The organism is Microcoleus sp. MOSTC5, assembly GCF_036701825.1.
In the GTDB taxonomy this organism is placed as follows: domain Bacteria; phylum Cyanobacteriota; class Cyanobacteriia; order Cyanobacteriales; family Microcoleaceae; genus Microcoleus; species Microcoleus asticus.
The window spans coordinates 1-14,155 of record NZ_JAUBRK010000065.1 but is presented as its reverse complement, the minus strand read 5'-3'; the positions used below and the strand labels follow the sequence as shown (position 1 = coordinate 14,155).

Here is a 14,155-nt window from a genome sequence, read left to right as displayed (position 1 = left end):
CCCAGTTGCTAACTGCTTAAGTTCTACTCAACTCAATATATCAGCCGAGCCAGCTTCGAGTCTCGCAATTTACAATATTTATTAAATCTCTTGGAAAACCTACAGCTCTCTAAATAAGGGCTTTGAGGTTTTTCTATATTTTTGTGTCAATATTGTCTTTTCCTTGACTTTTACCGACTTTACCCCCATCATGGCAAAAAAACCAACCCCTCATCCCTATGCCGACAAACTAACGTTCGATCGCATCATGATCCTCATCGCCACATTGGTAAACCATCCGGGCATCGGACACTCTGACACCGAAACCTCCGACAGTAAATATCACGACGCTTTGCTAGAAGTTCAATCTCAATTACAGAAAGTTGCCGAGTCGGGCAGCATCGAGTTTCCAGAAAACTATCCCGCAACTCCTACCATCCGCAAAGATTTAGAAACTTTGCGCCACTACGGAATCCTTGACAAACGAATGTATCGCTTCGGATATTATCTCGGCACCGGTGCAATGAATCGAGACGAACTACTATTCGCGTTTCAAGCAATAGCCTCTCAAGCCAAATATCAAGGAAATCCCCAAGCCCGCCAAATTTGTGAAAAACTCACTAAACGGTTGCGCGGATTAGATATCGAACTCCAAGGTAAATTATTCTATCCCGTTCGCGAACAACTAAATCGTGCGATTATTTACACTGACCCTGTGGAAATGCTCGATCGCCAAGAATATCGCAATACCCTATTTCACAAACTAGACATCGTAGAAACAGCAATTGTTCGGGGTCAGGCGATCGAACTTTTCCGCCAAAGCAATTATTACGGTAAAAGCCATCTCGGTTTTCGGCAAATCTGGCCTCTGCAACTGATTTATCACGACATCGCCTGGTATCTGATTTGCGAAAATTACGAAAACGGACACTTGACTGTAGAACGGGTAAATCGCTTTACCGACCACTGCAAAATTCTCGATGTAGAAGCGCGTGGTTTAGCCCCACAGCAACAAAGTCTGAAAATAGCTCACAAATTGTTAAAAAATGGTTGGGGGCTGTTCTTGGGCAAGCCAGAGCAACAGAAGGCTGAATTGCAGGGTACGCTGAAGTTGCAAAAAGTGAAGGTGCGGTTTTTTGAGAAGGTAGTTGGATTTATTCTAGAGGGCGATCGGCGGCATCCGCGACAAAAGATTAAGGAAGGGCCGAGGGATAGTTTTGGCAAAGTGCTTTATGTGGATTATCAGATCGATTTGCCCGATCGCTCCCTCAACGAATTCAGCCTCTGGGTGAACAAACATATGGAAAACGTACAAGTGCTTTCCCCGCCGAGTTTGGTAGAAAAACACCGACAAGCGGCGAGAGATTTAGCCGATCGATACAGCTAACGGGACTTAAACACCACATCATTGCTAAGAATGCTTTAATCCCGTGTAAGTAACACTCTCACGTCAAAGTACAGCGTCCGTTTGCAGACAATATCGGTGAAGTCAGCAAAAGTGATAACGCAGTAGGTTTAGTAGCGGCACATTTATTTTCCAGCGCTATATGAGAATGAGTTAATATCCTGATGATTGTAGGGGTTCAAGTCTTGGACGGGACAACACTATTGACTTTAGGAGGCTAATCTAGCCCATATCGATGCACCTCGCTTGGTTTGTGTAACCCTTATGATTTGGTTGAGGTGCGTCGATGCTTTGCAGGAATTGGGTTTGAGGCTTATAGTTCGGTGCTTTTTATCATTTACCTGTGCTATATTTTAGCGGTGCGTCGATTTGACGGCTGAATCCCGCTCAGGGTATAGTCTCTGCGGCGAACGCTCCCCACTCGCTGGGGAAACTACTTGAATGGAAACGCTGTGAAATGGGAGCTGGGTCAGCTGTGTACGTAACTCCCCACTCGCTGGGGAAACTACTTGAATGGAAACACTACGCTTAGCACGAAAGCAGGCGCCAAGATAAGGGACTCCCCACTCGCTGGGGAAACTACTTGAATGGAAACATTTCTTCTACCCATACGGTAAGTAAAGAGTAAGGACTCCCCACTCGCTGGGGAAACTACTTGAATGGAAACGGTACCGGTCCCATCTCCTCGTTGAGCAGCTGCAGAGCCTCCCCACTCGCTGGGGAAACTACTTGAATGGAAACACTTTTTCACCACAAGAAGCGGTTAAACTGTCGGGAATTCTCCCCACTCGCTGGGGAAACTACTTGAATGGAAACTTGCGGATACCCAGGGACCAGTTATGGACGGGTTCACTCCCCACTCGCTGGGGAAACTACTTGAATGGAAACTTCTTAGTTGCGGAGTCCCATGTGGCGAACTCGATGTTTCTCCCCACTCGCTGGGGAAACTACTTGAATGGAAACTTTTGTAGGATTCTGTCCAAACCCGATTTGGGCTAAAGAAAGACTCCCCACTCGCTGGGGAAACTACTTGAATGGAAACAGAATGATTTGAATCTTAGTTTTTCCTAAAGGTTTGTTTCTCCCCACTCGCTGGGGAAACTACTTGAATGGAAACCCCTTTTGTTCGGTGCTAACCCAGCCGTTAGTCGCTAGCTCCCCACTCGCTGGGGAAACTAATTGAATGGAAACCATAGATTTATTTTGTAAACGGGAATTACAACGCAAGTCCCCACTCGCTGGGGAAACTAAGTGAATGGAAACGGAATCATTTCGATTCCTGTGATAGGCGCTGGAGGCATCTCCTCCCCACTCGCTGGGGAAACTAATTGAATGGAAACGTAAAAAACCTTGAAGGGTATATTTGATGATTTCTTGTCCCCACTCGCTGGGGAAACTAATTGAATGGAAACTTGGGTGGCATTTGACCGGAACAGTCAAAATCAAAATCCCAATATTGTCCCCACTCGCTGGGGAAACTAATTGAATGGAAACAAAACTGCAATTACCAAAGATTCCATGTTTTTAATCTCCCCACTCGCTGGGCAAACTAATTGAATGGAAACGTTTGGACGTTACGATCGGTCGCAACACCGTGACCAGCGTCTCCCCACTCGCTGGGCAAACTAATTGAATGGAAACTAATCAATTTTGAGCTGAGGGAAAATTTCTTGGAAGTCCCCACTCGCTGGGGAAACTAATTGAATGGAAACGCTAAAACAAAATTAGTGGAAGTCTTCTATTAATGCGACAGTTTAAGGGCAACCATAAATAGCTGTTGACAAAAGACTAGATTTCTAATAATCTAATTTTGGGGGGATGCCTTTTGGGAAACGCCTCTACCGCATAGAGTAAACGTCCTTAAGGCATCGTCCTATTCCCCAGCCGAAGGGTGACGGCACTGTCTAGCAAATTTAACTTGTCACTTGCTAGAAATACATAACTAAGACAAAGTGTGTCGAAGTCTTCTATTAATGCGGAATCGAAGGAGGCTTCGACTTCACACGACACCGCAAACAGAAATCAAAAATCAGAGCCTTCTGTAGTGCCAAAAGCTCTAAGTTTTCAACATCGGGAAAACTTCAAAGACAAACTTTTACAACTCAAATTTCTGCAATTAATCCGAATTGTGAAGAATTAACAAGCACAAAAAAAGCCCCATACTTGGGGCAAAATCTAACTATTTTCAGTCGTTAGGTGGCAGGTTTATTATATTGTTGGTGAAACTCTCCCCTACGAGAATTGGGGCAGACACGATCGCTTATTATGGAGTCACAAAAACCCAATCGTCCGCTGTTTTGACAATCTCAGAATTCTGCAAACCTAAATCTTTTAAACCTGGTTGAATGGAAACAACCGATCGCAGCCACGGAAATTAACGTTAAACATTTCTGACTCGCTGAGGAAACTAATTGAATGGAAACTTATACTCCCAATGAAAAGTGTCACGATAATAGAACTCTTCACTCGCTAGGGAAACTACTCCCCATTCGCTGGGAAACTATAATTAAATGGAAAAGCCCGGATAGCCTATTTGATGGCATTCCCGGGTTTTCTGTTTTCACTCGTTGACGGCAGTTAAACGATGAGGCTAGAGAATCTGCGATCGTTGCAACTAGGTCAGGAAAATCTAATTTCCCCATCTACGACTCGAAACTGTTACAGCAACGTCAGAATATAATAAATAACTTGTTGCGCTAACAGGTTTTTCGTGCTGGCAACTGGTTGGTAGAGGAAAGAAAGCAACAGCGAAGGTTTGTAAAATGGATGAAGTCATCAAGAAAGTAGCTGCTTTGGGTTTACCAGGTATCATCCTGGTAGTAACGATGGCTGCGACAGGTTTAACAGGAGCGGCTGCAATCACAGCAGCTTTAGCATTTCTAGGTGGCCCGGCAGGAATGCTCGGAGGCATAGCCGTACTAGGTTTGACGGGATTGATTGCAGATGCTCTGACAAAAGTAGGGTTAGAGGACTTGCTGACAGCAATTTATTGCCAAAGACGCTTATCTGAGCCACACGGGAAACTTTTAGAGGAGATTGAGCAATTATCCCTGTTTGATGGCGATATCAAAGAAAGGCTCAAGCAAACTGTAATAGATGGATGTGGCTGTTCAGCAGCCAGCGCTGCAAACATTTCAGATGTTACCAGGGAAGCTCGCACCATTTTAGAAGCTGTCCCAGGAATGACACCAGCACACCACAGGGATTTTAACAGTTCCAATCCGATTATGAGACTTAGGGATGGAACAGCGGTTAGGGCTTGGAAAAACCCCCTCGGCGTTGACCACATTTTTTTAGCAGATCCCGATGGCAAAATGATTTACGGTGGCTTCGTAGGCTGGATTCACAGTGAAGGATTGAATCGAGCTATTTCGCAGATGAGAAGCAACTTGACTTGACATATCACTCGGACAAGAATGGCGATCGCTTTTGGCGGCAGGAAACTGAAGAATCAACCTAAACCAAGAAAATCAGAATAAGTCAAGAAAAATCAACCTAAACCAAATTAAAGCGTCGATCGTCCGGTATTGATCGCCTCAGTGCCTTGCGTATCTGGCACGGCTCCAAAAATGCACTCTAGACGGGATTAGACGGGGTTTTGGGGTGATTGGATGGTGAGGACTGGCACTGTCGGAGCGATCGCAGGGTGTGGCTAGCTTTTTGTTTAAAGTGTTGAGATGTAAATGGTTGATGTTTCTAAAAAGCTGGTGAATGCAGAAACCCGCCACAGTCACAGTGCAGCGGGTTTAAAGGGTTTATATCAATTGCGCGATTGTTGGATATAGCGAGAAACATTACCAATCGCTTCAACGGCGTACTTGTTTCCTAAATCAAAAGCTAAGGCTCGCTTGAAATTAACTAACGCGGTTTGATAGTCTTTCTGTTTCATTCCTGCGTATCCCAAATTCATGCAGGTTTTGAAATCTGGACAAGTACCGGGTATCGCCATCACGTAAGGCTCAACAACGTTAATCTGGGTAAATGCTTTGATATCTTTTGGTTTGAGGAGTAAGGCTTGCTGAAAATAATTGAGCGCTTGGGCGGGATTCGACTTAAGTTGCGTTTCCCCGCGACTCATGCAATCGTTGAACGTCAGACAAACGCCTTCCGAACCACCGCCACTGGGTGAACTCGACCCTGAACCGGAAGAACCTGACCCAGAACCTGAAGAACCCGACCCAGAACCTGAATTGTGACAATGGTATCCGCTTGTGCGACTGGTATGACATCCGTTGGCATCAGTGCGACCTGGAGTTGCCCAGCTATTCTTCGCGAGCGAGACAGTCGATAAAGCTAAAAAAGCAGCAGCCAAGGCTTTGGATACCTTGTGATTAATTTTCATCAAGTTTCCTTCGGGTTTGGTATTGCAGTCAAACAAGCCGTAGATGCAGCGGAATCAAGAGGGAGTTGCGATCGCGTTTCGATCCATCCTACAGCGTCTCGCATAAAAATCCACTTCTACCTCTGCTTTAATTCCCTTTTTGCTTTGATACGTCTGGCACTGCCACGGCTGCCACGGTTGCACCTTGCCACTGCTTGACAGTTCGATTTCCTGTTGGCTAAGTATCTTGGCTTGTCCGTGTCCCTCTATTTTCATCCTTGGTGTATACCCTACCCGACGCTCCAAAGTTTTGCATACTTACTGCATTGTTGCATCGGTAGGCGGGGATTTCTTAACGCGGCGGTTGGAGGCGAATTAGAGGTTTGCTTGTATTGAGCGATCGCCCGAAGGATGAAAAATACAGGCGAGCGTGACCCTCATACCTTATCGTTTTGCCCGACTTCAGCGTTTTTTTAGCTTAACCTAAAAGAGTGCCTTTTTTTCGGTTTTTTAGCTGGGATTTCACTCACTTTTTTCGCTTCTGTGCTTTGTTGCGATCGATGTGGAAAGCGTGAGGTCGAGCGCTCGATCGAGAGATATTGTTGATCTCCCGAGCGAGCGGGCGTGTTTTCAAACTACAACTCTGGGAGAAGTGAAGTCTTTTTTCGCCATTATAAAGGGGGTAAGTAACCCGAGTTTGGTATCAGTCAACGCTATTTATGTTCCAACAAAGGTAAATGCAGCATCCGTAAGAGAACTAGCTGGCACATAAGACAGAATTGCCAGTAATTCTTGATTAGCAGCGATGCGGACGAAGGTATCTCGTGATGAGATGCCAGTACCTTGAGCGATATCTAACTGCTCAAACCTCAAACCACCGGACAATCCCAGTCGATCTTGACCTACTCGGAAGTCAGCGATCGCGTCTACTCCGGTAGCAGAATCCAGAACAAACAAATCGTTACCAGCACCACCGATAAGAGAATCATTGCCTTGACCGCCAATTAATGTGTCATTGCCCGGATTGCCGAAAAGGTTATCATCTCCCAAGTTTCCCAAAATCAGGTCATTGTTTTTGCCACCGCGGACAATATCGTTGCCTTCGGCACCGTACACGGTATCGTTACCATGATTCCCGTTGAGAATGTCTTCGCCTTGATTGCCATAGAGTAAGTCATTACCCACTCCCCCAAAAAGACTGTCATTTCCCAACTTACCGATTAAGACCTCATCACCTTGACGACCGATGATGAGGTCGTTACTGTCAGTGCCAATTAGGGTGTCACTCCTGTTGCTTTCGTCAAGGGTTGGGGTTGGGGCTGGTTCTGGAGTCGGAGTTGGGGGTGTAAAAGGAGGATTACCACCACCGCTATCGCCGGATGGGAGATTAGTGTTCCCGCCTCGAAAAGATCCCGGAGAATAGGCAAAAACAGGGGCGCTATTTTCATCCATAGCGATCGCATAGATGTGGTAATTGTCGATCGGTACGTCTTTGGTATTCCAGACGTAACTCCCAGCCCCGTCTTTCTCAATTAAATTATCAGCCAGCAGTATGCCATCGAAACCTTCGCCATCTGTGTCATAGAATAAGCTGATTTTGGCATCTGAGTCTACATCAAATGCTTTGTAGTTAAGGGTGACATTTTCGTTGGCAATGTCCTGGGTAAACCCAGTTATCTCGATCGTGGGTGCATTAGTTCCAGCTAAAGTAGCAAATTTGACATCGCCCAGATTTGCGGTATCGGTTAGTTTAATCGTCCAGTCGCCAGAGGTGGGATTGGCAATGCGGATCACCTTACGGGTTGAGGTGCTAAGGTCACTGAGAATGCTGATATTGGCATTGTTGGCTATGTCAGCTTCGGTATAAACAGTGCCATCGGGTGCTTGTAACTGAATCGGTACGCTGCTGGCAGCATTTTCCCAATTAACAGCTATAGCCAGCCAAGGTTTTCCAGCACCGACGCGGAAGGTGTCTTCTTGGGAGGAATTGAGGTTGAGTAGAGTATCTTTATCATTTAAGTTGATAAGGATTGCATCGTCCTCTGCTTTGAACTGCTCTAGCTGGGAATCAGTAAGAGTTTCGCCGTTTACCAGCGCTGAGAAAATAGCACCTTCATCTCCAGGTGAGTCTAAAACATTTACCTGAGCATCTACTGAGTGACCAATTTCTTCTAGCAGCACGCTAGCAACTGCATCCAGGTTATTAACGTTTTGACTTAAGTATTCCTGGGATATGTAAACAGTTTTGGTTGAATCTGCAAAAGCAGCATTAGCGTTACTAATGATGTTTTTTGGGTGAATTTCAATCGGTGGAAGGGCGCTAAAATCTCCCACTGACCAAGCTTGAGTTAACAAGTTCGCTTGCTTGGTATCCCAGGTATTACCAAAGGCTATATTCATCTTGCTGCTGAAATCTGGAGCCGTGGCAAAATTCCTGAGTTTGTTTTGGGCAATTTGTAGAGCTTGCGCTACTGTCTGGTGAAGAGTGATATTGTCTAGTAATGGAATATTACTGCTATCAAAGTTGAATCCGGGGAATATAGACCCTTGACCTTGGATAGATTGCTTAATTGATTCAACTTCTTCAGCACCAATAAGCTCCCACGTATTATTAAACCCAACTTTTACACCAACCGTAACCTTTGCATCATCAAAGAATAGTCTAGGTATTGATAGGGTACCCCAACCCTTAATAAAGTCATTGGCACCTGAGTTGTCGTTGCTATAGTCCAATGAAAAGCCGCCTGACACAAGCTCTTTCCCACTAAGACCAAAAGTTGAAAATGGAGCAATATCAGGTAGTTTAAGGCTGGCATTGGCAGCCATTTTTAAGTCCAGGTTGGAATTCGTTGTGAACCCTGCGTTCGCAGTAATCAAGCCAGCCAAAGCACTAAAAGTTACACGCCCGTTAAGGGATTTTTTAGTCCAATTAACTTCAGCGTTGCCAGTACCTGTAATCAATCCACCAGCTATAGCAATCTTGCCGTCTCCCTTAAGACGTTGCTCATTAATAGAGCCTGTGACATCGAGTTCAACCAGCGAACCAGGAAAACTACCACCGCCTGCCCACTTGGGTAAGGAGACATCGATTAGCTTAGGCCCAGCAGTTACCCCAGCACTTCCCCCAAATAAAATCGGATTGGGATCGGACTTGGCGATATGGTTTACCTTTCCTGCAATCTTCTGGAGATAAACACCAGGAATACCAATGGGTGTGTTTAGATTTGGAGCGTTAAGAGAGAAGGTGTTTAACTCACCCTTAGAAAAAGCTATTTCTCCGCCTACTTCGATCCCGGTTGGTAGGACAAAGGTTCCTGCCCCAGAAACATTATTATTAACAGTATCAAAATCGAGTTTGACATCTTTAACAGACCAAGGGCCACCTAGCGGGATGCTTCCGATCTCAAGAGAACCGACTGCATCTAATTTTCCATCTGCATCAAACTGAATGTAGTTGGGGTCAGCAAAATTGGCAGAAATATCTGTTGTAAATTTGGAGAGTGACGGGAGAGTAACTTGCCCTTGGAGTTTAAATAGTTCTTTGGGCTGTTTGGAATACTGTAAAGAAAAATTCTCTGCTTTGATTGGAACTCCAGCTAAGCTAAAATCTACTTTTGGTATAGAAAGATTCGCGCCTGTTAAGCTCACACCATTAGTGCTGTTAATGATGAGCTTATTGTCGCCTGTTATGTCTACTACAGTATTTCCCAAAGAAACGGGTAGTGTGATTGTGCCTTGTAGTTGAATTTCGTCTTGAGCGAAAGATAATTTACGAAAACTGGTATCTAATCCACCTAGTTTAAATTCGTCTGGCAGATTTAGAGCCTGATCTGTAAGTTCTGTAAGTAATGATGTGGCCGCTGTTCCAACATTGACAGTAAATTTACCACTAAATAATGGCGCTGTTACACCACCGATAGAGGGTGCAACTATCCCATTGGTCTGAATGGTTTTGTGGTCATAAGTCATTGACCCTTGGAGAGTAACCAAAGGCTTAAACGGCTGACCTTTGAGTCCGATTTGGATTTCACCGCTTGCTTTATAGCTTTTGGTCGCTTTGTTAAATTCAAAGTCACCGATTACCTGTAATGGATCTAGGATAATATCTTGGACTTTTGTAGTTTGCGTAGATTTATTATTACTTTTGTCGAGATCGTTCTGTTTTGCACTCACATTAGCAGTAGTGCTGATTTCTCCAACTTGATTGGGAGTAACAATGACCTCAACTATCTTATTCTCTCCTTTCGCCAGATTACCTAGGTCGAATTTTAGAACTCCATCATTATTTTCGACATAGGGTGGCTTAGTGCTAACAAGAGTCACATTTTCAAGAGTTTGAGTCAAAGCAACTTCTGTGGCATTGCCCACACCGTTGTTGGTAACAGTAAGGGTATAACTTAGATCCTCTCCGATTGTTACTGGAGCTGAAGATTCAGTAATCGTGACTGATAAATCAGAATTTATATCTTGGACGCTAGTGATTTCAGTGACTGTATTATTGTTCTTGTTAGAATCAATCTCTTTTGCCTTCACCGTAGCAGTATTGCTGATTCCTCCAGCTTGATTGGGAGTAACCTTGATATCAACTGTTTTAGTCTCTCCTTTGGTCAGATTACCTAGGTCGAATGTTAGATCTCCATCCTTATTTTCGACATAGGGTAGGCTAGTGCTAACAAGAGTCACATTGTGAAGAGTTTGAGTCAAAGCAACTTCTGTAGCATTGCCCACACCATTGTTGGTAACAGTAAGGGTATAGGTTAGATTGTCTCCGATTGTTACTGGATCTGAAGATTCAGTAATGACAACTGATAGGTTAGGCTCATCTGATAGGTTAGGCTCATCTGATAGGTTAGGCTCATCTGATAGGTTAGGCTCATTTGATGGGTTAGGCTCATCAGAAAAATTCATTTTTTCAATATAACCAGAGCCCGGTGTGTAAAAAACTAAACCTTTCTCATCTATGTTTTTTTTGTAGAAACTTAGAATTTCTAAATCGTCGGTTCGATTTGCCACACCATCTTTGTTTATATCTACTATCAGTGAAGTACCCTCTTGCTGGACTCCAATAGAACCTTCTACTAAAGTTTTTGAGAGCTTTACTTCATCTTCAAGCTGATAATAGATTCCGGGACCGAGAGAACCTATCTTCAGAGAATCTGCCACTCCTTCCACATCTTCAATTTGAATTTTCTCGCCTGAATCACCCGTATAAAAATCTGAAGCATCATTACGAAGAGCGATGAGGTAGGTATCGTTATCCGCACCACCCCTTAAAATATCTGCAGCAAAACCAAAAAGAGTGTCATTGCCTGCACCCCCATCTATAGTATCGTTATCCGAACTACCCCCTAACTCATCATTGCCTGCACCACCACTAATGTAGTTATTACCTCCGTTACCAAACAGCTTATCATCCCCGCTACTACCATAAATTTGGTCATCCTCAGCTGTAGAAGAGACATTTGGTTCATCCTTGAAGAGAGCTTGCTCAATTTCAATAACTTGCCCGCCTAAGATGATGGTGGCTGTATCATCCTCTGCTTTTAGTACCTGTAACTCTGCTTCATCAAGCACCTCGCCCCGAACCAGTGCCGAAAAAATCGCACCTTCATCACCAAGAGTATCTGAAACATTTATTTGCCAATCTACAAAATGCCCAATTTCTTCTAAGAGAACGTCGATAACAGCATTAACGTTATTACTATTTTCAACTATTAACTCTTGCGATAAATAAATAGTGTTATTTGCCCCAGCAAAAGCTCCCCTAGCTCCATTAATTTCTTTAGCTGAACGAATTTCAATGTGAGGCAGTTGACTGAAGTCTCCTGCTTGCCAAGCTTTTCTCAACTCTTCAGCATTTACTCTTGATCCAAATGCCAGTTCTATCTTCTGACCAAATTCTGAATCGCTGGCGAAAACTTGCAATTGCTCCTGCGCTCGTAAAACAGCTTGTTCCAACGTCAAGAACAGGTTTTGTTCAATTATTGAGTTAGCCTTTACCAGAAGATTGTTGCTGACAGAATAAGTATTATTCATCATATTTTAGGGGTAATTTGGTAGGGTAAAAAGTCAAAATGTAGTTGAGGGAAAGCGGAGCAAATCGTAACTGCTCGCTGCAACTAGATTGCGCCGAACATTTGCCTTAGCAGGACTTATGCATTTATGCCAAATCACCTTAGTTTTTTTACCGATTTTGTGGGTAAGTGCGAAAACTTTTCGTAAAAAACCGATTTATGGCTATCCGCGCGTCAGTCCTAGTTACTTTGCAAGTTGTACAAAATCCGCAATCGGTCGAAAAAAAAGTTAGATACAGCCATAATCACTTTAATCAGTTTCGCCAGTTTAAGGCGAACATATTATTACGGTCTGAACGTATTCTTGCTACATCATGTGCAATTGTTTAGGCGAAGTTAGCCTCCTTAAATTTCTTGGCAGCGCCGTTGTTGAGGAGTAAAATCACTTCCAGAAAAGACCGGATTATTGTACGCGATTAAAGGCTTCGTCTTCTTGCCATCAGCGACAGCAATGGTGGCATACCCGCTACCATTCGCAATACATTGAAAAGTAGTTGGTGCAGCAGAGGCTGGCTTACCGATCGAGGCGATCGCACCAGAAATCGCGATACCAGACTAAAGAAGTTTCGCAGAAAAGCTTTGTTAGACATAATTTCTTACTTCTATCGAGCCTTGTGTTATTTAACAATTAGTAGTAACCGTGCACTCTTATTTCGATTGAACATCCCCTAAAAAAGGTTTTTTTACCGTGCGTTTTGGCAAGCCAGAACGGCAGCAGCAGCGCCTAATTTGTGTTCTGACTTTGACGGTTCTACAGCTCACATCATTCAAAACAGAAATCCAGCATGAAATCAGATGCACTGAATTCAGGTAAATTTATACGGAACTTTGCCCGCCCGATCGCGATCGTTTCGGTCCAAACCAATATGGGGTGAGACTTTCCAGTAGGGGAAAATCTTTTACATAACTACAAATCTTGGAAACTTTTATGTAGCCTGGTTTTTGCTTAATTTTACTATCTCACAAGAGTTAGTAGGCAAAGATTAAGAAAATCTTAAAGACTTGGCTGCAGAAGTTTAAAGATCAAATCGCCCAAAGCTATACTCCAAAAGAGATACAACTACTGGGAACCCCCCAAAGCAGGGAATTTCCGTTTATACAAGACGACTTTAATCATCTTTGCCAGTTCAAGTCGAACACTTTCTTGCGAATTGAACATATTCTTGCTACATCATGCGAAACTGCTTGGGTGAAATGCCTGTGTATCTGCGAAAATGCTTAGCAAAATGGCTGGGATTAGCAAAACCACACTCGATCGCAATGTCATTTATCGTGCCTTCTCTCTGCTTCAGTAATTGCTTCGATTTCTCTACTCGCTGCTCAATTAAGTACGCATGAGGAGTCGTTCCAGTTGATTGCTTAAATAATCGACAGAAATGGTACTGGCTAATCTGCAATTCATCTGCAAGGGTGGCTAATGATAGGTTCTCACTGAGATGAACATTCATGTAATCAAGAGCTTGCTTCAGTTTGTACTTAGGTAAGCCATCTTCATACTCTGGTAGAATGTGCTTGCGGGTTGAATAGTTTCTCAAAAAATGTGCTGCCATAGCTGTAGCCATTGACTCCGCATAGAAGCAACTATTTGTTGCATCAGTTTCTAATACCGTTTTCAGAGCTAACACAATTTGACAGACCAACCGATCGGGCGTTGATAGCGTCGGCTTCAGTTCAATTTGCTCTGGATTTGCAGACTCGTAGGCAGCATGAGCTAGAAATGTAGGATCGAGATAGCAGTGAGTCGTTTCCCCTACCTGACTCGATCTCACTTTTAACGGCACATGAGCAGGAAAAATTTCAATATGCCCCTTTTCGTGTTGGTCATGTTGACATCGATAACGCTTTCCATCAAATACCATCTCAACTTCCGTTGGTTGCTTCCATGATGGTAGCGAAATGAGGTGCTGAAGACCTGTTGTTTCAGGGAAGTCAATTGCAGGCAGTTGATAATGTGCAAGATGGATATTTTTCCATCCCGCTTGTTGACTGGAGTGAATTACTGGACGCGGAGCAAACGTTAAGGTTGAATCTTGTTGAGAGTAATCGATCTCTAAAGGTTTCTCTGTTGACATCCTAAATTTTCTCTCTAAATTTGTACGAATAATGGTTCTTTGATTGCGCAAGTCCGAACTCACAGCCCGATCGCCCCTACCCTTCCACCTCATTCAACCCATCCTCCAGCAGCATCCGCACAATATCCACTTTCTTGCGCCCCGTCCAAGCTGCCAACATCGACAGTTTACGGTGCAGAGTTTCGGACATATCCACCGTAAATCTGACCGTGGCTTCTTTATCGGGGGCTTGAAGTCGGTGAGTCAGGCTACTTTCCTTGGATTGAACGGGATGAGTAATGAGCAAATTTAAACATTCAAACAT

The 14,155-nt window shown here is 43.9% G+C and carries 8 protein-coding genes and 1 CRISPR repeat array; of the genes, 2 read left to right on the top strand and 6 right to left on the bottom strand.

Annotated features, from left to right (window positions below; translation table 11 throughout):
• The first annotated feature begins 190 nt into the window (after positions 1-190).
• Together QUA54_RS27615 and QUA54_RS27610 are read left to right on the top strand one after the other, a co-directional pair.
• Complete coding sequence (locus tag QUA54_RS27615; protein ID WP_333417474.1) at positions 191-1,366, top strand: WYL domain-containing protein; 1,176 nt, start codon at positions 191-193, stop codon at positions 1,364-1,366.
• Between the two features lie 431 nt (positions 1,367-1,797).
• Positions 1,798-3,096: direct repeats of the CRISPR family, unit length 36 nt; unit sequence CTCCCCACTCGCTGGGGAAACTACTTGAATGGAAAC.
• Between the two features lie 1,050 nt (positions 3,097-4,146).
• On the top strand, positions 4,147-4,782 hold the full coding sequence (locus tag QUA54_RS27610; RefSeq protein WP_333417472.1) for a hypothetical protein: 636 nt from the start codon (positions 4,147-4,149) through the stop codon (positions 4,780-4,782).
• Positions 4,783-5,144: 362 nt separating this feature from the next.
• Here the strand turns inward: QUA54_RS27610 and QUA54_RS27605 are convergent, their stop codons facing one another.
• The 6 genes from QUA54_RS27605 to QUA54_RS27580 all read right to left on the bottom strand — a co-directional run.
• A complete protein-coding gene (locus QUA54_RS27605) occupies positions 5,145-5,726 on the bottom strand; it encodes a YHYH domain-containing protein (RefSeq protein ID WP_333417470.1) in 582 nt (193 codons plus the stop codon).
• 54 nt (positions 5,727-5,780) lie between these two features.
• A complete protein-coding gene (locus QUA54_RS27600; RefSeq protein ID WP_333417468.1) occupies positions 5,781-5,981 on the bottom strand; it encodes a hypothetical protein in 201 nt (66 codons plus the stop codon).
• Between the two features lie 441 nt (positions 5,982-6,422).
• Entirely contained in the window at positions 6,423-11,744 is a 5,322-nt protein-coding gene (locus QUA54_RS27595) for a hypothetical protein (RefSeq protein ID WP_333417466.1), read from the bottom strand.
• A 451-nt stretch (positions 11,745-12,195) separates the two neighbouring features.
• Positions 12,196-12,369 (bottom strand): hypothetical protein, encoded by a 174-nt coding sequence (locus tag QUA54_RS27590; protein WP_333417464.1) that lies wholly within the window; start codon positions 12,367-12,369, stop codon positions 12,196-12,198.
• Between the two features lie 576 nt (positions 12,370-12,945).
• A complete protein-coding gene (locus QUA54_RS27585; protein WP_333417462.1) occupies positions 12,946-13,851 on the bottom strand; it encodes an AraC family transcriptional regulator in 906 nt (301 codons plus the stop codon).
• A gap of 76 nt (positions 13,852-13,927) precedes the next feature.
• On the bottom strand, positions 13,928-14,155 hold a 228-nt coding region (locus QUA54_RS27580), incomplete at its 5' end, for a hypothetical protein (protein ID WP_333417460.1).

Excerpts from the sequence above, each read along its gene's own strand:
- QUA54_RS27595 (WP_333417466.1), bottom strand. The coding sequence starts at position 11,744 with ATGATGAATAATACTTATTCTGTCAGCAACAATCTTCTGGTAAAGGCT.
- QUA54_RS27605 (WP_333417470.1), bottom strand. The coding sequence starts at position 5,726 with ATGAAAATTAATCACAAGGTATCCAAAGCCTTGGCTGCTGCTTTTTTA.
- QUA54_RS27600 (WP_333417468.1), bottom strand. The coding sequence starts at position 5,981 with ATGAAAATAGAGGGACACGGACAAGCCAAGATACTTAGCCAACAGGAA.
- QUA54_RS27590 (WP_333417464.1), bottom strand. The coding sequence starts at position 12,369 with ATGTCTAACAAAGCTTTTCTGCGAAACTTCTTTAGTCTGGTATCGCGA.
- QUA54_RS27610 (WP_333417472.1), top strand. The coding sequence starts at position 4,147 with ATGGATGAAGTCATCAAGAAAGTAGCTGCTTTGGGTTTACCAGGTATC.
- QUA54_RS27615 (WP_333417474.1), top strand. The coding sequence starts at position 191 with ATGGCAAAAAAACCAACCCCTCATCCCTATGCCGACAAACTAACGTTC.
- QUA54_RS27585 (WP_333417462.1), bottom strand. The coding sequence starts at position 13,851 with ATGTCAACAGAGAAACCTTTAGAGATCGATTACTCTCAACAAGATTCA.